This is a genomic window from Halobacteriovorax sp. RZ-2, from assembly GCF_043196685.1.
Taxonomy (GTDB): Bacteria; Bdellovibrionota; Bacteriovoracia; order Bacteriovoracales; family Bacteriovoracaceae; genus Halobacteriovorax_A.
Window position 1 is genome coordinate 128308 of the sequence record NZ_JBEBMR010000003.1, and the last position, 18504, is coordinate 146811.

The 18504-nt window shown below is 38.0% G+C and carries 22 protein-coding genes; 16 read left to right on the top strand and 6 right to left on the bottom strand.

The features are described 5' to 3' along the window. Positions 1-292: 292 nt before the first annotated feature. Together ABMA78_RS12280 and ABMA78_RS12285 are read right to left on the bottom strand one after the other, a co-directional pair. Positions 293-1060 (bottom strand): hypothetical protein, encoded by a 768-nt coding sequence (locus ABMA78_RS12280; RefSeq protein WP_392860417.1) that lies wholly within the window; start codon positions 1058-1060, stop codon positions 293-295. Positions 1061-1086: 26 nt separating this feature from the next. After that, positions 1087-1566 (bottom strand): hypothetical protein, encoded by a 480-nt coding sequence (locus tag ABMA78_RS12285; protein ID WP_392860418.1) that lies wholly within the window; start codon positions 1564-1566, stop codon positions 1087-1089. A gap of 121 nt (positions 1567-1687) precedes the next feature. On the opposite strand from ABMA78_RS12285, the gene ABMA78_RS12290 reads away from it, so the two are divergent. The 9 genes from ABMA78_RS12290 to rplT all read left to right on the top strand — a co-directional run bounded on the left by ABMA78_RS12290 (position 1688) and on the right by rplT (position 9336). Further along, positions 1688-2350, top strand: a complete 663-nt coding sequence (locus ABMA78_RS12290; RefSeq protein WP_392860419.1) for a tetratricopeptide repeat protein — start codon at positions 1688-1690, stop codon at positions 2348-2350. Between the two features lie 4 nt (positions 2351-2354). Continuing rightward, positions 2355-3476 (top strand): PQQ-binding-like beta-propeller repeat protein, encoded by a 1122-nt coding sequence (locus tag ABMA78_RS12295; RefSeq protein ID WP_392860421.1) that lies wholly within the window; start codon positions 2355-2357, stop codon positions 3474-3476. A gap of 112 nt (positions 3477-3588) precedes the next feature. Further along, positions 3589-4650 carry a guanosine monophosphate reductase gene (locus tag ABMA78_RS12300; protein ID WP_392860423.1) on the top strand — a complete coding sequence of 354 codons (1062 nt, stop codon included), beginning with the start codon at positions 3589-3591 and terminating at the stop codon, positions 4648-4650. A 15-nt stretch (positions 4651-4665) separates the two neighbouring features. Further along, positions 4666-6450 carry a 1-acyl-sn-glycerol-3-phosphate acyltransferase gene (locus ABMA78_RS12305; RefSeq protein ID WP_392860425.1) on the top strand — a complete coding sequence of 595 codons (1785 nt, stop codon included), beginning with the start codon at positions 4666-4668 and terminating at the stop codon, positions 6448-6450. Positions 6451-6462: 12 nt separating this feature from the next. Further along, complete coding sequence (locus ABMA78_RS12310) at positions 6463-7365, top strand: cation diffusion facilitator family transporter (RefSeq protein WP_392860426.1); 903 nt, start codon at positions 6463-6465, stop codon at positions 7363-7365. Between the two features lie 3 nt (positions 7366-7368). Then, complete coding sequence (locus ABMA78_RS12315) at positions 7369-7782, top strand: hypothetical protein (protein ID WP_392860428.1); 414 nt, start codon at positions 7369-7371, stop codon at positions 7780-7782. 116 nt (positions 7783-7898) lie between these two features. Then, a complete protein-coding gene (gene infC / locus ABMA78_RS12320; protein WP_392861018.1) occupies positions 7899-8453 on the top strand; it encodes a translation initiation factor IF-3 in 555 nt (184 codons plus the stop codon). Positions 8454-8650: 197 nt separating this feature from the next. Beyond that, the gene (gene rpmI, locus ABMA78_RS12325) at positions 8651-8848 is read left to right on the top strand and encodes a 50S ribosomal protein L35 (RefSeq protein WP_021267185.1); all 198 of its coding nucleotides are present in this window, start codon (positions 8651-8653) and stop codon (positions 8846-8848) included. A 143-nt stretch (positions 8849-8991) separates the two neighbouring features. Then, the gene (gene rplT, locus ABMA78_RS12330) at positions 8992-9336 is read left to right on the top strand and encodes a 50S ribosomal protein L20 (protein ID WP_021267308.1); all 345 of its coding nucleotides are present in this window, start codon (positions 8992-8994) and stop codon (positions 9334-9336) included. A 76-nt stretch (positions 9337-9412) separates the two neighbouring features. On the opposite strand, the gene ABMA78_RS12335 is transcribed toward rplT, so the two are convergent. Continuing rightward, positions 9413-9835 carry a secondary thiamine-phosphate synthase enzyme YjbQ gene (locus tag ABMA78_RS12335; protein WP_392860430.1) on the bottom strand — a complete coding sequence of 141 codons (423 nt, stop codon included), beginning with the start codon at positions 9833-9835 and terminating at the stop codon, positions 9413-9415. Between the two features lie 40 nt (positions 9836-9875). Here ABMA78_RS12335 and cdaA point away from each other — a divergent pair, with 40 nt between their 5' ends. The 7 genes from cdaA to ABMA78_RS12370 all read left to right on the top strand — a co-directional run bounded on the left by cdaA (position 9876) and on the right by ABMA78_RS12370 (position 16314). Continuing rightward, a complete protein-coding gene (gene cdaA, locus ABMA78_RS12340; RefSeq protein ID WP_392860431.1) occupies positions 9876-10679 on the top strand; it encodes a diadenylate cyclase CdaA in 804 nt (267 codons plus the stop codon). A 1-nt stretch (position 10680) separates the two neighbouring features. Continuing rightward, on the top strand, positions 10681-11613 hold the full coding sequence (locus tag ABMA78_RS12345) for a YbbR-like domain-containing protein (RefSeq protein WP_392860432.1): 933 nt from the start codon (positions 10681-10683) through the stop codon (positions 11611-11613). After that, a complete protein-coding gene (gene glmM, locus ABMA78_RS12350; RefSeq protein WP_392860434.1) occupies positions 11613-12977 on the top strand; it encodes a phosphoglucosamine mutase in 1365 nt (454 codons plus the stop codon). The genes ABMA78_RS12345 and glmM overlap by 1 nt, the downstream gene beginning before the upstream one ends. Further along, positions 12977-13741 (top strand): pyridoxine 5'-phosphate synthase, encoded by a 765-nt coding sequence (locus ABMA78_RS12355; protein WP_392860436.1) that lies wholly within the window; start codon positions 12977-12979, stop codon positions 13739-13741. The genes glmM and ABMA78_RS12355 overlap by 1 nt, the downstream gene beginning before the upstream one ends. 80 nt (positions 13742-13821) lie before the next feature. Beyond that, on the top strand, positions 13822-14277 hold the full coding sequence (locus ABMA78_RS12360; RefSeq protein WP_392860437.1) for a tRNA (adenosine(37)-N6)-threonylcarbamoyltransferase complex ATPase subunit type 1 TsaE: 456 nt from the start codon (positions 13822-13824) through the stop codon (positions 14275-14277). 338 nt (positions 14278-14615) lie between these two features. After that, the gene (locus tag ABMA78_RS12365; protein WP_392860438.1) at positions 14616-15176 is read left to right on the top strand and encodes an Rrf2 family transcriptional regulator; all 561 of its coding nucleotides are present in this window, start codon (positions 14616-14618) and stop codon (positions 15174-15176) included. After that, on the top strand, positions 15160-16314 hold the full coding sequence (locus ABMA78_RS12370; protein WP_392860439.1) for a cysteine desulfurase family protein: 1155 nt from the start codon (positions 15160-15162) through the stop codon (positions 16312-16314). The genes ABMA78_RS12365 and ABMA78_RS12370 overlap by 17 nt, the downstream gene beginning before the upstream one ends. A gap of 106 nt (positions 16315-16420) precedes the next feature. Here ABMA78_RS12370 and ABMA78_RS12375 read toward each other — a convergent pair whose 3' ends face one another. The 3 genes from ABMA78_RS12375 to ABMA78_RS12385 are packed head-to-tail and all read right to left on the bottom strand — an operon-like array spanning position 16421 to position 18454. Next, positions 16421-16630: a hypothetical protein gene (locus ABMA78_RS12375; RefSeq protein ID WP_392860441.1), complete on the bottom strand. Its 210-nt coding sequence runs from the start codon at positions 16628-16630 to the stop codon at positions 16421-16423. A gap of 15 nt (positions 16631-16645) precedes the next feature. Beyond that, positions 16646-17116, bottom strand: a complete 471-nt coding sequence (locus tag ABMA78_RS12380) for an ankyrin repeat domain-containing protein (protein ID WP_392860443.1) — start codon at positions 17114-17116, stop codon at positions 16646-16648. Then, a complete protein-coding gene (locus ABMA78_RS12385) occupies positions 17117-18454 on the bottom strand; it encodes a D-alanyl-D-alanine carboxypeptidase (protein ID WP_392860444.1) in 1338 nt (445 codons plus the stop codon). It abuts the gene before it with no gap. Positions 18455-18504: the final 50 nt, after the last annotated feature.

Genomic DNA, 18504 nt, shown 5'->3' on the forward strand with positions numbered 1-18504 from the left:
TACGTCATTGCAGGCAACTGCGCACGCACCGCTCAAAACAACCGCAGCATCTTGCGTAAGCAAGATATGATGCGGTGTTAGCTCCCCACTCTTTAGCTCATAAGCTTATCCAACAAATCGACGTTTATGTCGATTTTGTTGCCTCTGGAGCAATAGGAACGTTCTCGCAGTTCTCTTGCGCTTTGCAATCATCAACTCGCTAAAGCTCGTTGAGATTAATGATACTACGTCATTGCAGGCAACTGCGCACGCACCGCTCAAAATGATTATTAATCATTTTGCAGCGGATGCGTTACCAATTCCAAACATACCCAACCATAAGAGTGAATGCAAAACCACTCAGGTCACTCACCCCTGGGCCACCCTTTGTAGCAGGAGCATATTTAATAGTACGTACATCTTGCAGGGCAACTGAGTGAACCAGTGCCTCAACATTTACGTATGATTCTTTTATTTTAATAGGGAACTCAAGTCCACCACCAAGCGCAATCCCAACGCCTCCATAAGAGTCTTCTACTTCACCATCTTGGTTTGCGATCTTTTCTTGTTCATACCAATACTCAAATCTTGCTGTTAAATAAGGGTTTGAGTATGTGATGGCCGTTCCAAGGTTTGAGGTATCGATATAGTAACGATATCCAAAGTAGAATCTAAGCATCGAGATATCAACTGAAGTTGGAAACTGCTGAATTCCTTGAGTTGGATAAGTTAGTGTGATGTTGTGTTTAGAATAGGCAAACCCAATATTCCAAGCTGATTGAAAATCTGAAAAGTATTGAATTGTTAGGCCAAAAGTAGGCGGTAGGTCTTCATATAACATTCCACGATTTCCTGACCAAGTCGTGTAGCCGATGGCCATTGAAAATGAGAAGAAGCGTCCATACTTATAATAGCGCTCATCTTCATAGATTTGCGACTCTTCAAGATCTTCGTTGAAGTCTGAAAAGATATCGCCACCGATATTGAGGTCATCATCTGCACCGACCATTCCTTCCTGGGCCAGTGAAAGTCCTTGAAGGCATAGTAATGTAATGAAGAGTATAATTTTATTTTTAAACATTAATTTGTCCGTAATTTAATCTAGTCTTATAAATAGAAGTGGAAACCAGCAGTAATAAAGTGTTCACCCATTGTCGTCACTTCAAATTCATCAATATTTTCAAAACGAATACCGAATTCAGTACTGAAGCCAATACTGTCTACACCTTGAAATGAGAACTCGGTTCCAAATCCTAGATCCCCCTGAAAGCCTGAGTCTGAGTCTTGGCCAGGGTTTTTATTATTTAGTAAAACTGCGGCCCCTACCGCATAGAAAGTTAGGTATGGTTCATCAAAGATATTGCGATAGAGACGAACTCCACCGTGCCAACCACCGTTTTCAGAAGTGTTTACGCCAAAAATTGCACCATAAGCAAACGTTGTGCTGCGTTGAACTTTAATTGAAAGTGATGGAATATTATCATTAACAGTATTTGAGAAGCCAATTCCCAAGCGTCCAACACGTTCCAGTGCTAGAGTGTTAAAAGAGATAATAAAAGCTGCTATTACTAGTGAAATCCTTTTCATGGTGCGTAATTTTCCTTTTTCCTAATTATGAGTAAATATATTTTAACAATACTCATGTATTTTTGACAACTTTCAATCTTCTTTATTAAAATGATAAAAATTTTTAACCAGAGGGTAATGGATGACAACACAGGTAGCGCCAAATGAAGGCCTAAATTCTGAATTAAATTCAACAGAGCTTGGAGCGTTTATCGCTCAAAACAAAGCTTTATTTCTAGGACTGATTCTCTTAATTGTAGCTGCCATTGGTGGGTACGGAATCTTTTCTTACACAAAAGCACAAACTAATGAAAAGGCAGCAACTGCTTTCTATCAATTTGAGCAAGGGTCTTTAAAGAAATATCAAGAAGGTGGACTAGATGCTGCGGCAATGAGTGCAGAGCTAGGACTTCTTTTAAATGACTATGCAAGTACTTCAGCTTCATTTGCAACAAGCCTACTTGCAGTTGATTACCTTACTAATAAAGGTGAGAACAAAATTGCACTAGATATTCTTACAAAGATGCAGCCAGGAACTTCTCTACAGTCATACTTTGTTAATTTAAGAAAGGCCGTAGTTCAAGAAGATCTTAATGATATTGATGGTGCAATTGCATCTTTAACAGAGCTTAAGAATAATGAAAATAATCTGACAATGGGTCGTGTCGAACTTGATCTAGGGCGTATGTATTTCTTAAAGAATGACATGGCAAAGGCGAAAGCTCACTTTGATAAGGTTCTGACTCTTACAACTCAAAATGTCTACAAATCACTAGCGAAGAGCTATTTAGCAAAAATTAAGTAATTTTATGATAAAAATTCTAACGGCCACGACTGTGGCCATTCTTCTTACTTCTTGTTCAACACTAAACAGTGTGACGACTAAGTTATCAGCAGATAAGTTAGAGAAGAAACCTCTTACACTAGCTTGGGCAAAGAATTTAGAGCCAAGTTACGAGAGTGGAAATCTTCCTATTTCTCTGGCCTCGCCTTTAATTCACGATGGCCAATTATTTGCAGCTGATGGCCGTGGTCACTTTAATGCTTACAATGTTGAAACTGGCAGACTTCTATGGACTTTAAATATTAAAGGTCAGATGACAAGTGCTCCAATTGTTTACGAAAACCTATTGATCTTCGGAGACAATACTGGTCGTGTCTATGCTTACGACTTTAATAAGGGTGAGCTAGCATATGAGTTTGATTTAGATGCTGGTGTTGATTCAACTCCTGTTGTTCACAATGGTAGACTTTTTGTTCATACAAGAAATCATAAGCTCTTTAATATCGACGCCTATACTGGAAGAGTCATTTGGTCATATAAGAGATCTGTTCCTTATTACTCAACAGTTCAACGAACATCTACTGCTTTAATCTCTGGTAATAAAGTCTATGCTGGCTTTGCTGATGGCTACTTTATTTGCTTCTCTCTAGAAGAAGGGCAAGTTCTGTGGGAAAGACGCATGAGCGCTGGTCAGAAGTTTGTTGACGTTGATATGAGACCAACAATTTTTAATTCTAAACTAGTTGTTGGTTCAGTTGATGATAAAATGGAAGTTATTGATCTAAAGTCGGGTGTTCTTTATAAGAAACTTGCTTTTCAATCAAACCGTAAAGGCGTTCTCGTTGACGGTGGTAAGCTTGCTGCATTTGGTAGCGTAAATGGTGAAGTTATCTATATTGATTCGTCTTTTAATGAAGTAAAGCGAATTAAAGTCGATGAACTCGCAGTTTCTTCACTGGCCGTTTGGAAGGATGGGTTAGTTGTAACAACTGTTGGCAAGACTGTTTACTATATTGATTCTCGTGGCCAAATTACACAACGATTTGATTTAGGCTCGGCATACTCTGCTGTGTTTGGAAGTATGACACAGGACGAAGATTTTATCGCATTCATTTCATCGCGATTTCGTCTGTATACCTTCAAGTAGATCCACTAGATCCTGAAGATAAACTCTAAAAATTACCTTGTGCGTGTTATTTCGACAATGTTATTATTTCGTCGTTATAACGCACACAAGTTTCTAGATTTAGGGGAGATTGATGGATTTAACATTCAAAGCAAATGGTATTCTTACTCGTGGAAAAGGTCTAACTTTTGACGATGTTTTATTAGTTCCGAGATATTCAGAAATTTCTTCTCGTAGACACACTGATCTTAAGACAAAGATCACTAAGAATCATTCAATTGATATCCCAATTATTGCTGCCAATATGGACACGGTTACAGGACCTGAAATGGCAATGGAGATGGGACGCTTAGGTGGTGTTGGTATCCTTCACCGTTTTATGTCTCCTGAGCAGCAAGTTGAAGACGTTAAAGCAATCCAAAATTATTTTAAAGAACATTCAATCAACCTTCCAATTGCAGCATCTGTTGGTGTTAAGGAAGAAGGTAAGAAAAGAGCAGATCTTCTTGCGGCCCTTGGGGTTGAAATTCTTACTGTTGATATCGCACATGGTGACTCAATCATGATGATGGAGGTTCTTGAGTATATTAAAAAGAATTATCCGCAAATCGATGTGATCGCAGGAAATGTTGCAACTCCTGATGGAGTTAAGCGCATGATTGATAAAGGTGCAGATGCTGTTAAGGTTGGAATTGGACCTGGAAGTATGTGCACAACAAGAATTATCACTGGACACGGTGTTCCTCAGTTAACGGCCATTGCAATGTGTGTTGCTGAAGCACAGAAGGCCGGAATCCCAGTTATCGCTGACGGTGGCCTAAAGAACTCTGGTGATATGGTGAAAGCACTTAGTGCTGGTGCTAGCTCTTGTATGGCAGGCTCTCTCTTATCAGGAGCACTTGAAACTCCAGGTGAAGTTAAAGGCGGAATGAAAGAGTATCGTGGGATGGCATCGAAGGCCGCGCAAGTTTCATGGCGTGGAGAGCTTCCAAAAGGTATGGCCGCAGAAGGTGTTGATACAATGATTCCATGTAAGGGACCTGCCGAAGGAATCATCAATGAATTAACAGGTGGTATCCGTTCTGGAATGACTTATCTTGGTGTTGATAAACTTGTAAATATGAGTGAAGCAGCACTATTTATGGAAATGTCTTCATCGGGAATGGCCGAAAGTAAGCCACACGGAAAAAGATAAGAAAGGCCTTAGAATATGGGAAACAGTGTTCTTGACGACTTATTAAGTTATCCAAAACTTATAAAAAGAATTGAAGAAAGTGATAATCCAGCTCTAACGAAAAAGAAGGTTGTCGCCAACTTCAATGAAATGAAGGCAGACTATTCTCCATCATATCTAAAGTCGATGGCAAAGTTCTTTGATGCTACTCTTCCTCGTCTATACGATGGAGTAAGCTTCAATGAAAATGAAACAGACCTCAATGCACTTTTAGAAGAGGCAAGTGTAGTTCTTGTTCCAAACCATCAGTCTCATGCTGACTATATTGCAATTAATTATAAATTCTTTAAGCAATATAAGCGCATGCTCTACGTTGCTGGTGGTGATAACTTAAATATTTTTCCAATTGGTAAGATTTTTAGAAAGTCAGGTTGCTTCTTTATTCGTAGAAGCTTTCAAAATGATATTCTCTATAAATTTACGATGGAAGCATATCTCTTTGCTCTTTTAAAGCGCAAGGAACCAATCGAGTTCTTCTTCGAAGGTGGAAGGACGAGGTCTGGAAAACTTAGACCGCCAAAGTATGGCCTTTATCAAATGTTACTTGAGGCTCATTCTCATCTTCCAGATGCAAAGGAAAGGGGACTTGCTTTTGTTCCAGTTAGTATTGCTCATGAATATGTTCCTGAACAGAAGGCCCTCGCAAAAGAGATGATGGGTGGAAAGAAAGTGAAAGAGTCAACGGGACAACTGTTTGGCCTCTTTAAACTTATGGCCTATCAATTTGGGAAGATTCATATCTCTCTCGGTAAACCACAATATGCCCATAAGCTTGATGACCCAGAACAGAATAAGCTTAATGTAAGAGAGCTTGCTTTTAAATGCTTTAGAAGTGTTGGGGATGAAATGGTGATTACGCCAACTAATCTCTTAGTTTTAATTCTATTAGATGAGCCTAGTGGTGCACTGAAGTGGAATGATATTATTTTAAAAGCACAGGCGATTTTAGAGTATTGCCAGCAATATGATATTCCTTTTACCGAAGGGCTTAAGGCCAGTAAATTAGAGGATTCCATAGGACGAGCTATGGATATTCTAATTGGAAATAACAAAGTTGATGTCATTGGCCAAAGTGAAGGGACGTCACTTTTTTATGCAATTAAGAAAAACTGTCGCGGCGAGCTTTTATTCTTTAAGAATACTATTGTTCACCACTTCATCATTCCTTGGACAATTTCACTAGCTTGGTTCAATGTCTTTAGTGGTGAGATTGATAATGTCGATGACCTCAAGGCATTCTTTGTAAAGCAAAGAGATATGCTTAAGATGGAATTCTACCTACCAACTGTAAAAGAGTACTATGCTAAGACGCTTCGTATTCTAAGCAATGCTGTTGGAAGAGAGATAACAAATCTACAAGATGCAATCGAGTTTACAAATAAAGACTTATACGAGGTCGCTTCAAAGCTAAGCCTTTTTGCTCGAAGTCTAACATATATTAATGAAGCCTACTTTGTTTCAGCGCTTACTCTTGAGAGCTTTCAAAAGGACGGGGTTGATCATTTTAAGGCCGCTGACTATATGAAGCGCTTTGTTGACGTTTTTAAAGCTGAAATCCTTAGCCAACGTATTATCCGTTTTGCTGAAAGTCAGAATGTCGAGCTTATGAAGACGGCCCTTACTTACTTTGAACAAATTGGAGTTCTTGGTTACGAGGACAATTCGTATGTCATTGCAAATAGAGCAAAGCTTGATGAGTTTATCCAATCGACTGAGAAAACATTGAAAGATCAACTGAAGTTAAACTTCAAAGTTGTCTAAATAGGAGATCTTTTGCATTTAGAGTTATCTAAGAGAGAAAAAGAAATCAAGAAAGTTTTAATTATTACTTTCTTTTTAAATTTAACTGTTGCTCTTATTAAGATTTTTGCAGGTATCGAATTTAATTTCATCTCACTTCGTTCATCCGGGATTGAATCTGTCTTTGATGGAACATCAAACCTACTTGGTATTGTGACAATCGCACTTGCTTCAAAACCACGTGATCGCAGGCATAATTACGGTCATCATAAATTTGAAAACCTTGGTGCCCTTATTATTGCTTTTATGCTCTTTGGTTCGGCAATCAAGCTAGGTCTTGATTATCATGACCTCATTATGGGAATGCAGACAAAGTATGGCCTATTTGGTCCAATACCCGTTCTTTCTATTATTATTTCAATGGTTATGAGCTTTTGGGTCTCTTCATATGAGGGACGCAAAGGGCGCGAGCTAAACTCTCAAATCTTAACAGCAGATAGCAATCACACTTTTGGTGATATGATTATTAGCTTTGGTGTTCTGATCTCAATTGTTGCTGCTTACTTTGAAGTTTACTTAATCGATTATATTGTTGGTGGTTTAATTATTCTTTATTTGATCTATCTGGGTATTCAGATTACTCTTGAGAATTTAAACGACCTTTTAGATGTGGCCCCTATCTTGAAAGATAAGTATATTTCCTCTCTAGAAGATATAAAGTATGTTCGTGACATTCATAACTTTCGTGCTCGTGGAAACTCTACTTGGATGCAAATAGATTTTCACCTGCTTCTTGAGCCTGACCTCTCCCTTGGAGAGGCCCATGATATAGCACACACTGTTGAAGACCGTTTAAGAGTGATGTTAAAAGATTATTGTCGCGATGTTGATATCTTGATTCATATGGAGCCAGATGATGAAGGACATAAGGATTAGATGATGGAAACAAAGTTAGTTAAACGCCAAATTGGTAATATCAGATTGGCCGTAGGGCCTTGGGAAGAGGACTTTTCAAAACTCTTTGCAAATGCTGCAAGACTTATGTCTGAGATTGTTCATGGGCAGCTTATTCATTTTAAAAGTGATGAGCTCTTTGTTTTTGCCGATGAAAATCTTGAAAATTATAGAGTTGGCGTTCCAATGATTGGAAATCTTCAAAATAAGCACCTTGAGAGCTTTGATCTTCACGCAGGAGAGCTTGAGAGTTGTGAATTTGGAGTTGAAAAACTAAAAGACTATACGAGAATTAAGAATATATATACTGACCTTTGCTTATCTGAGGAGTATTTTATAAGAATTACGTCTCATGGCGGGCAATATCTGTCATTTTATGAGAAATATCTCATTCAATAATGTATACTGTGGGTATATTTTTTGTTATGTTTGCAATCCTAGTGGCCAGCCATTAGAATTGTAATTATTGAAAATAACTGATTCGCTAATAATTGGTTTATTTCCGGAGGTGATTTATTAGCAACAATTTTAGAGGTGGAAGGGCAAGAAAAGAAAGAGGCCCGAGAATTAACGAGCAAATTAGAATTTCAGAATGTCGACTAATGAGTGATGATGAGCAATATGGAGTTGTATCAATTGATAGAGCGCGCGAAATTGCGGATGAACTTGGAGTTGACCTAATCGAGATTGCTCCAACAGCTAAACCACCAGTTGTAAAGCTAATGGACTACGGGAAGTATAAGTATGCTCTTCAAAAGAAGGCTGCTGAAGCTAAGAAGAAGCAGGCCAAAGTTCAGCTAAAAGAAATTCAATTACGTCCAAATATTGAAGCACACGATCTTGAAACGAAACTTAAGAGAGCGCATAAGTTCCTAGAGGGTGGAGACAAGGTAAAATTCGTTATGCAATTTAGAGGTCGTGAAATGGCCTATAAAGATATGGGGAAAGAGAAATTCGAAACAATCTTAAATGGTGTTTGCGAAGAAGCTGGTGCAGCAATCGAGTCTCCAATCAAAATGATGGGGAATCGTATTATCACAATTGTTGCCCCTGTTAAGAAAGCTAAGTAATTAGTACTTGTAAGTGCCCGATTTTGCGTCGGGTACTCGTCTTTCTCCCTTCCTAAGTCCTTGATATTTTTTTTCAATTTATCGATTATTCTTTGCATTAAGTGAGTAAACCTGATACAAATATGCACTTATAGTTTTGTTGTATTTTGTTGAATTCTCGACTTGCCTTAAGGTGAGTAAAATTCAAGGAGTATAAAATGCCAAAAATGAAGACTAGAAGAGCTGTTGCTAAAAGATTTAAGCCAGTAGGTAACGGAAAGTTCAAAAGAAAAAGAGCTAACCTAAGACACATTCTTGAAAAGAAGCCAACTGATGCGAAGAAAAGAGCAGGTAAAACTGACTACGTTCACGCTTCAGATGTTGCTCGTGTAAAGAGATGTCTACCTTACGCTTAATTTTCTAAGCGCAAGCGATTCAAAAAAAAGATTGAGTTGGTCGAAACTTTAAATCGACAAAATTGTTTTTTTAACCTGATTTTTGGGAAAGAACGAAAGAACCATTCACTTGGTCCCCAAACGTCAAAAAAATGGAGTAAATTATGTCTAGAGTTAGAAGAGGTTTTAAAGCAAGAGCGAGAAGAAATAAGGTTCTTAAATTAGCGAAAGGGTTTCACTTTTCAAGAAGAACTAAATACTATCACGCTTCTGAAACAGTAAAAAGAGCATTACACTACAGATACATCGGTAGAAGACTTCTTAAAAGAGATATGAGAAGACTTTGGATCGTACGTATTTCTGCAGCTGCTAAGCTTCTTGGTACTTCTTATTCAAAGTTCATGGGACAGCTTAAGAAGAACAATGTTGAAATCAACAGAAAGATGCTTGCTGAAATCGCTGCAAGAGATTTCGACGGATTCAAAGCAATCTACGAATCAACAAAATAATTCATTAAACTATTTGATTTAATAAAACACAAACAAAACTATATAGTGCTTGGGCCTCATTTTTGAGGCCCTTGTATTATCCCTGCATAAATTTCACTTTCACTTTCCTCGTATGAGGCGCATCTCGAAACTCACAAAGATAAATTCCTGACCAGCGGCCGATCTCAAGTTCACCATTTTCAACGATTAATGTAAGCGATGTTTGCATCAGTATAGACTTCATATGAGAGGGAGAGTCATCAGCTCCTTCTGCTGTGTGAGTAATGAAAGAGAGGTTTCTTGGGGCCAGATGCTTTAGGAAGTTCTCCATATCGAGCTTGGCACTAGGATCAAACGCTTCATTGATGCACAACGCGGCACTGGTGTGTTGAATTTGACACACTAGGATACCATCAGTGCTCTTTGGGTCCAGATCTCTAAGGCATTGTCGGATCTCTCCAGTTATGTCGTAAAAGCCTTCACCTGATGTGTTTACTATCTGCGTTTTTATAGGCATCATTAAACTCCAAACATTTTAAATATTTAGCAACTTATATATTATGACATTATTTTCAACGCTACTAAAGCAATTAAGCATTAAAGATTTTTTCGACATGGGCATTGTCGCTCTTATGATCTATCAGGTTCTTAAGATCGTAAAAGGGACGAGGGCCATTCAAGTTCTACTTGGTATGGTTTTTCTCGCTGTTCTTTATACACTGGGGATTAAGTATAATCTCTATACGGTAAATTGGATTCTTGAGCACTTCTTTGATTATATCTTCATTATCTTCATCGTTATCTTTCAAGATCAGCTAAGAGCTGCTCTTGCAACTGTTGGGACCGGAAAAAAGATGTTTAACTTCTTTGATCGTTCTCCAGTAAATTATGACATCGAAGAAGTCATAAAGAGTGTAACGGCCCTTTCAAAAGAGAGAACGGGTGCACTTATTGTAATTGAAAGAAAAAATGGCCTACAAAATTATATTGATACTGGAACAATTATCGATGCGACCATTCACTCCGATCTTATCTACTCGATCTTTCAAACAATCTCACCACTTCACGATGGCGCAATTATTTTGAGAGATGGAAAGATCTTAGCTGCCGGTTGTTTCTTGCCACTTTCTAAGAATATTGAAATTGACCGCCACTTTGGGACGCGCCACCGTGCTGCCCTTGGAGTTTCTGAAGTATCTGACGCTATCGTTATCATCGTTAGTGAAGAGACTGGTAAGATTAAATTATGTATCAATGGCCAATTCTTCTATTCTCACAATGAAAATGAGCTGCGCATGATGCTTAAGAAGGCGTGGGCAGGAAAGAGACTTGATCTACAATCTCAAATCGTAGGGCAGGCATAAGATGTTAAAGAAAATTAAAAATAATAACTTATTTGAATTAATTCAAAATCAACTACTAACTCTACTAAGTATTATCTTGGCCATCTTCTTATGGTTCTATGTTGTAAACTCTGAGCCAATTACAACGGAGAGAATATACAACCTAGATGTTCTTCCTGCGACAAGCATGGATGTTACCTCGGTTTCGGCAAAAGAGATTCACGTGACTTTAAAAGGGGCCCGTGCATTCCTAAAAGACTTTCATGGTGATGATCACTTAAAACTACAAGTTGACTTAAAGAAGATGAAAGTTAATCGCTCGACAAAACAAGTGAAGTACTCAATTAGTGAGACTGACCTAATTGTTCCATTTGGTGTTGAGGTCGTGGATATTAAGCCAAAGCACTTAACGATTAAGTTAGATAAGTTAATTTATAAAAATGTTCCGATTAAGGTCAATTATATGAATAACCTTCCAAAGGAACTCAAGCTTATTTCTTCTTCAATTAATCGCTCTAAGATTAAAATTGAGGGGGCCCGTGACATCATGAGAACTGTTGGGCAGGTTAAGACTCGTCTTATTGACCTATCAGAATTATCTGGTCAAGGAGAGGTTCCAATTCAGCTTGAAGATCTTCCTGAGTTTCTTCGCTACGGTGAAAGTGATACACTTAACTTCAAGTATGATATTAGACCGCAAAAGGCTAATTTAACCTTAAAGAATATCCCAATCTTATTTATTGCGCCAAATATAAAGTTTCGCTCTCGAATTAGAAAAGTCTCTTTAGATGTACTAACGACAGGCCGAGATGATATAAAGGCGAGTGAAGTTAAGGTCTATGCAGAGATTCCTTCTGATATGGGAAGAAGTGCTGATATTCGTTTAAGGGCAGAGCTCCCTGAAGACGTTCATTTATTAAAAATACACCCAGAAATAATTAAAGTGAGTAGATAATGACAGAAAGAAAATTATTTGGAACAGACGGAATTAGAGGTAAGGCAAATATTTATCCTATGGTTCCAGAAATCGCGACGGCCCTTGGCCGTGCCGTTACATTTTACTTCCAAAAGAAGAATAAAAATAAGAAAACACCGCTGATCATCGTTGGTAAAGACACTAGACTTAGTTGTTATATGATTGAACAAGCATTCTCAGCAGGTGTTCTTTCACAAGGTGGCCGCGTGATCTTTACAGGGCCTCTACCTACACCAGGTGTTGCTTTTGTAACAACTTCAATGCGTGCAGATGCAGGGGTTATGATCTCTGCTTCACATAATGATTACGATGATAATGGAATTAAATTATTTGATGCTCATGGGTTTAAGCTACCTGATGAAGTTGAATTAGAGCTTGAGGAACTAGTTCTTAATCCTAAGCTGATCCCACCTAAGGTTGGGGCCGAAATTGGACGCGCAAAGAGACTTGAAGGTGTTGAAGGACGCTACGTTGTTCACGTTAAGTCTGCAATTGATGAGGAGTGCGACCTAACAGGTATGCGTGTTGTTGTTGATTGTGCAAATGGTGCTAGTTATAAAGTAGCTCCTCTTGTAATGAGTGAACTAGGTGCAGAAGTATTTCCACTGGGAGTAAATCCTAATGGTCAAAATATTAATTTAAATTGTGGAAGCTTACACCCAACACTTGCAAGCCAAGAAGTTGTAAAGCTTCGTGCAGATATGGGATTTTGTCTTGATGGAGATGCTGATCGTATTCAAGTCATCGATAAAGATGGTGGTCTTATTAAAGGCGACAAGCTTATTGGTATCTTCGCTAAACTTTTACTTGAGCAAGGTAAGCTTAAAAAAGGTGACACTGTTGTTGGGACAATTATGTCAAACCTTGGCCTTGAAAATTACTTGAAAAAACTTGGCCTTAAGTTTCACCGTACAGCAGTAGGTGATCGCTATATTATGGAATATATGAGAAGTGAGAATGCCCTTCTTGGTGGAGAACCTTCTGGTCATATTATCTTCCTAGAACATGCCACAACAGGAGATGGAACTCTAGCGGCCCTTAAGTCAATTGAGGCGACTTACTTCTTTAAGAAGTCGATTAATGAGTTATCTCAAGAAGTTGAACTATACCCACAAGTTTTAAAGAATGTTTCTGTTTCTCAGAAGAAGAAGGTTGAAGAGATGCCTACTTTTGCAGCAGAGCTTAAGGCCTGTGAAGAAGAATTAGGTGAAGAAGGACGCGTGATTTTCCGATACTCAGGAACTGAGCCTCTAGCACGTGTTATGGTTGAAGGACGTTGTGAAGACAAAATCAATGCTGTTTGTGATCGTCTTGTAAGCGCTCTTAAAAAGGAAATTGCATAATGACTGATAAAATGATTCCAAGACTTGGTGTAAATATTGACCACGTAGCAACTCTTAGACAACAAAGAGATGAAGGCTACCCAAGTGTTGCAAATGCCGCCCAAGATGTTTTAATGGCCGGTGCTGATCAAATTACAATTCACTTACGTGAAGATAGAAGACATATTCAAGACACTGACTTAACAAGTGTTATGGCCGTAACAAAGCGTTTTGAGAAACCACTCAATCTTGAAATCGGCTGTGCTAAAGAGATTGTTGAAATTGCAGCAGACTTTAAACCTGATTGGATTTGTCTTGTTCCTGAAAAGAGGGAAGAGAAGACAACTGAGGGTGGCCTAGATCTATCTTCTGCGAATTATGACAAAGTTTCTCAAACAATGTCATATCTTAGAGAACATTCTCCAAAAACAAAGATTTCACTCTTTGTTGAAGCTTCGACTGAGGTGATGAAGAAGGCCATCGAACTTAAGGCCGATGCTGTTGAGATCCATACTGGTGCTTATGCTATCGACTTTCTTAAAGAAGGTGATCTTAATCCACACCTAAATAGCTATGTCGATTGTTTCAAGTCTCTTGAAGGTTCTGGTGTTGCATTTCATGCGGGCCATGGCCTAACAATGGAGAGTGTTAGACCTCTTTTAGAGCAAGGTTTATTTGCTGAATACAATATTGGACACTGGATTGTGTCTCAGGCCGTATTTAGTGGAATCTCAAATGTTACTAAGGATATGTTAAATTTATTTAGAAACCATCCAGTTAAGTAAGGTATGGTTTGCCTTTGATTGCGTATTGATCTTTATCGTGGAAAATAAATATCTAAGCAATTAATTCTAAGGAGCACCTGTTGTTTGACTATCAAGATGTTAGGCATTGGAAAAAAGTTTACCAAAGTGATATTTCAAATATTATTGTCGAGTTAAAAGAATCATTAAGTGAGCCATCAGTTGTTATTCTTGATGGCCCTGTTGGTGCTGGTAAGACGACATTCACTAATGTCTTCCTGGGTGAAGACAAGTCAGGTTCTCCAACATATTCCCTTATCAACGACTGTGGCGATATTGTCCATGCTGACTTTTACCGTCTTGATTCAGCTGAAGAAATTATCCATCTCGAGTTAGCAATGTACTTAGATGAGAAAAAATACTTTCTTGTTGAATGGGGTAAGGATTACATCAGAGATATTTACCGCGAGCTATCTGATGATTTCAATTATTTTCAATTAAGCATTGAAACCAACGACAAAAAAGAAGATGAAGAGAGTGCCTCTCGAAACTATTTTTTAAAGAAAATTATTTTTTAACATCTTCTAACAAGTGGGCAGAAATAACCGATTAAGTCTGTTTGGCATATCTTGTCATCCTCTTCTAAATTTTTTCTAACATACAGATATTATTGACTTTTTGTCGTGTTCTATGAGCTGTAGTAAAGAAAAAATATTTTTTTATAATAATTGATTAAATCAAGTTGACTTTAAGACTTGTGGGCTGACATAATATTTAGGAGAAAGATTTTAACGGAATAAATCTTTCACTTGAAAGGATAGCACGGAATGCGAGTCCTTAATTAGCACACAATTTAATTGCTTAAAGTTTTAAAACTATTTTTTTATTTAACATTTGGATTTATGGAGGAAGACCAATGAGACTCACTTCGAAAGGACGCTACGCAGTTAGAGCAATGCTTGACCTAACTACTCACAGCAACGGAAACCCTGTAAGACTTCAGGAAATTTCAGAAAGACAAAACATTTCACTTCACTACCTTGAGCAACTTTTCAGAAAGCTAAGAAATGGCCAAGCTGTTAAGTCAGTAAGAGGACCAGGTGGTGGTTATGTTCTTGCTCGTTCAATGGAAGAAATCACAATTAAAGACGTTCTTGAATGTGTTGGAGAGAATATCAATCCAGCTAAAGACATTCTTGGAACAGAAGCAGAGCAAGCAAGCACTGTTGAATTCCACCTGTCTAAGAACTACTTTCAAAACCTTGGTTTCATTATGAGCGAATACCTAACGACAACTTCTTTAGGTGACCTTGTAAGAAAATCAGGTGAGGTTGAGTCAGAAGTTAGAGGTGAAGAAACTTCTAATGAGCAAACTACTCAAACTGTAGAAGCTGCTACTCAGAACACTTCAACTGAAAGTGCATTTAGCGAGTACGCTTCAGGAATTAGATCAGGTTTAGGTGAAATTAATCAATAATTATCTCTACTTAGATTATAATGCTACGGCCCCCTTAGTTAAACCAGTCCAAGACTGGCTTTGCGAGGGGGCCGTCTACTTTGGTAATCCAGCTTCGATTCACCAGGTGGGAAAAAAATCAAAATCTCTAATCAATCAAACCATTAAAAAGATTCAAGATACTTTCAATGCGACTAAGTATGATGTCTTCTTTCACTCAGGTGCTACAGAGGCCATTAATAGTGTTGTAAAAGGCTTCTGCTTCAATGCTCTAAAAGCTAAAAGTAGTTTTCATGTCTTCTGCTTTGATGTCGATCACTCGAGCATGGTTAATCAGAAAGAGCATGTAGAGCTTCTTGGTGGTACCTTTCACGTGTTAAAAACACATAGTGGTGATTTTGATACACAAGAAGTCATTCAAGCTTTAAACAAGTGTGAAGGTGAGAAACTCATTAACTTCACTTATGTGAATAATGAGAATGGTGTCGTGTGGGATCTTGATGAGGTTTTAAAAGTCAAAGAAGAAACTGGCGCTTGTGTTCATGTTGATTGTGTACAAGTTGTTGGAAAGATCAAGGACTGGGATCAGCTAACTCTTGGCCTTGACTACTATACTTTCTCTGGTCACAAATTTGGCGCACTAAAAGGTGTCGGCTTTACTCTTGTTTCAAAAGAGGCGAGTTGGACTCCATTAATTCGTGGTGGTGGCCAACAAAAGGCAATGCGCTCAGGAACTGAGAATGCCTTTAGTGTTTATACAATTAATCTTGCACTCGACTACAATCTTTCACATTCAAATATTGAAAGAACTCAAGGTGTAAAAGATGAGATTGAAAAATGGTTAGTTGAAAACTTTGGATCAAATATAACTTTAATTGGTGCTAAGGCAAAAAAAAGAAATGCCACTACAATTTTCTTCAGTGTACATAATAAGAATATCAACACTGTTATGATGGCATTAGATATGGCCGGAATTTGTGCTTCTAGTGGCTCAGCTTGTGCGTCTGGTATTATCAAGCCTTCACGTATTGCAAAGGCCTACGACCTAAGTGATGAGGCCGCTACTAACGTTATTCGATTCTCTCTTTCTCCATTCTCGCAAGAAGCTGAGACAATCATTTCAAAATTAAATCCTGTTCTATCTAAATTCTTATCATAAGTACTCACAAGATATACGAACGATGCGGCGCGGTGTGCATTTTGAACCCTTTCTGCGATTTGCCAAACGAGTTCATTTTGACCTCAGTGACCTTTTTGCTCCATTATTAAGTTGTTGATATTATTAGGAAGGCTGTTGCTTTGGTGAGTAGAAAACTTGGCACGCTCATTGCTTTATTAATAGTATCAATGGTTGGACGGCCTTGGTTCTTTAATAAGAGTCCCAATATTACTTCTACCGGCCATGCTGAAAAACAGGAATCTGTTTTTTTCTCTTGTTCTAAAATCCTATCTTTTCTTCTTAAAGTAAAAACCAAGGCCCAATTTTCTTTTTAGTTCACACCAGCATCACTTAAGATTTTTATACACTCAGCGCTACCATTTCTTCTTGCATAATCCATTGCGCTTTTTCCATGCGTATCTTTTAGTTTAAGATCGGCACCTGCTTTAATTAGAGCTTTTAAAACGTTTGGATTGCAATTTAAGCTCTTGTCCATGGCCATGGTGAATTGTCTGTTGTTAAAGATGAGATTAGGATTTGCACCACTATTTAAAGCTTGAATTATTAAGTCTTCACGTTCGTCGGCCATTGCTCCTAGGAGCTTATGATTGGCCTCATCTTTTTTAGAGATTATTTTTGAAGGCCTTTTTAATGCCGCTTGCTTTTTTACAACTGAAGATTCAATTGCAGTAATAGGAGTTGGTTCTTGAAACTTTTCTTGATCGGACTTTGTACTTTCGTTAGAAATATAAGTGGCAAGTCCAATAAGTAAGATGACGATTGGGATTACTGTCTTATTCATTTAGATTTCTTCTACCGTGCCTTCAAGTGGGATGAAAGGTCTTGGTTTCATATAATTCTTTATTTTCTTTGCACCACCAAATTCCTCAATCATAAACTCTGTCATAAGGTCTTGAACAATCTTAGCATTATATTGATTTCGGCCATTTGCTTTAAATACATGATGAAAGTGGCCAAAGAAGACTGGGCCTTGTTGTGTTGAAATTTTACCTGCTAATGACTTTGTGTTCATGAGGGTACCTGTTTTCGCAAAAATGGAACCAAGGTTTCTTTGTGAATTTAGTCTCTTTGAAAGGGTTCCAATATCAACACCTGCAATAGGAAGAATATGTTCAATTGAATTACCTGTCTGGTGTAAGCTGTTTTCAAGCGCGATATATGAACTTAAGACAATGGCACAGGTGGCGTAGTTATCAACTCTTTTGCCGTCAATTTTAGAATCAAGTCCTGAGCCCGTATATAGCTTTATATTTGCTTCATTTTCACTAAATCCAATTCTCTTTTGATAGTAGTCGTTTCCAAGTTTTTCTTCGACTAGGTTTTGTAAGAACCAGCTAGAGTATTTCTGTGCACCATAGCTCTTATAAGTAATATCTGATAGCCAATTATGTGAGACAGAGTTTTGAAACTTTAAATAAGTAAGCAGGCCTGGAGACTTAATTAAGTAAGTTGATTTAATTTCCTTAAGAGGATTTGATTCAGCAAAGACAACCTTATTTACTTTCATCTGATAAGCTGAAGCCTTTAACGGAAGGCCCAATTCCTTAAGCCTGTCTTCTCCCGTTTTTTGTAAGAACTCTTTTAGTCTTATTTGAATTTTCTTATTACGACTCAGGTTAAAGTACTCTTGCAGTTGCTCAATATTATATTCTTTTGAATACCAGGCTTCACTCATACTCATATATGGCCTTAGGGCGATAGCAAAAATAGGAGTGTTGTCATCAAAGCTAATGGTATTGAGTTTTGTGATTCCATTTGCATTCAGTGCTGCAATTAAATAAAAGATTTTCTCTTCACTAAACATCCCATCATTTGATCCCTCTAGGTGAATGCTGTCTCCATTCGAGTAGACTCTTGTTTCATATTGAAAATTTGGGCCTAATGTTTCGATTGCCATAAGTGAGGTAATGGGTTTACTTGTCGATGCTAGGCGGCCCTTTAAGTGTGCATTCTTGCCATAAACTTGACCTTGATAAATATAGCAGAAGCCGTGCTTATTTGGGTCTAAGTTAAATTCTTTTGAAAGGGATAACCACTTCGCTTCAATTGCTTGATGGTTAGTCGCATGAGCAAGGGAGAGTGTGATAAATATAGTAAGTAAGCTCTTAATTATAAACATGAAGCTTAATTCTAAAGAATATAAAATCTTCGGTCAAGAAAGGCGTATGC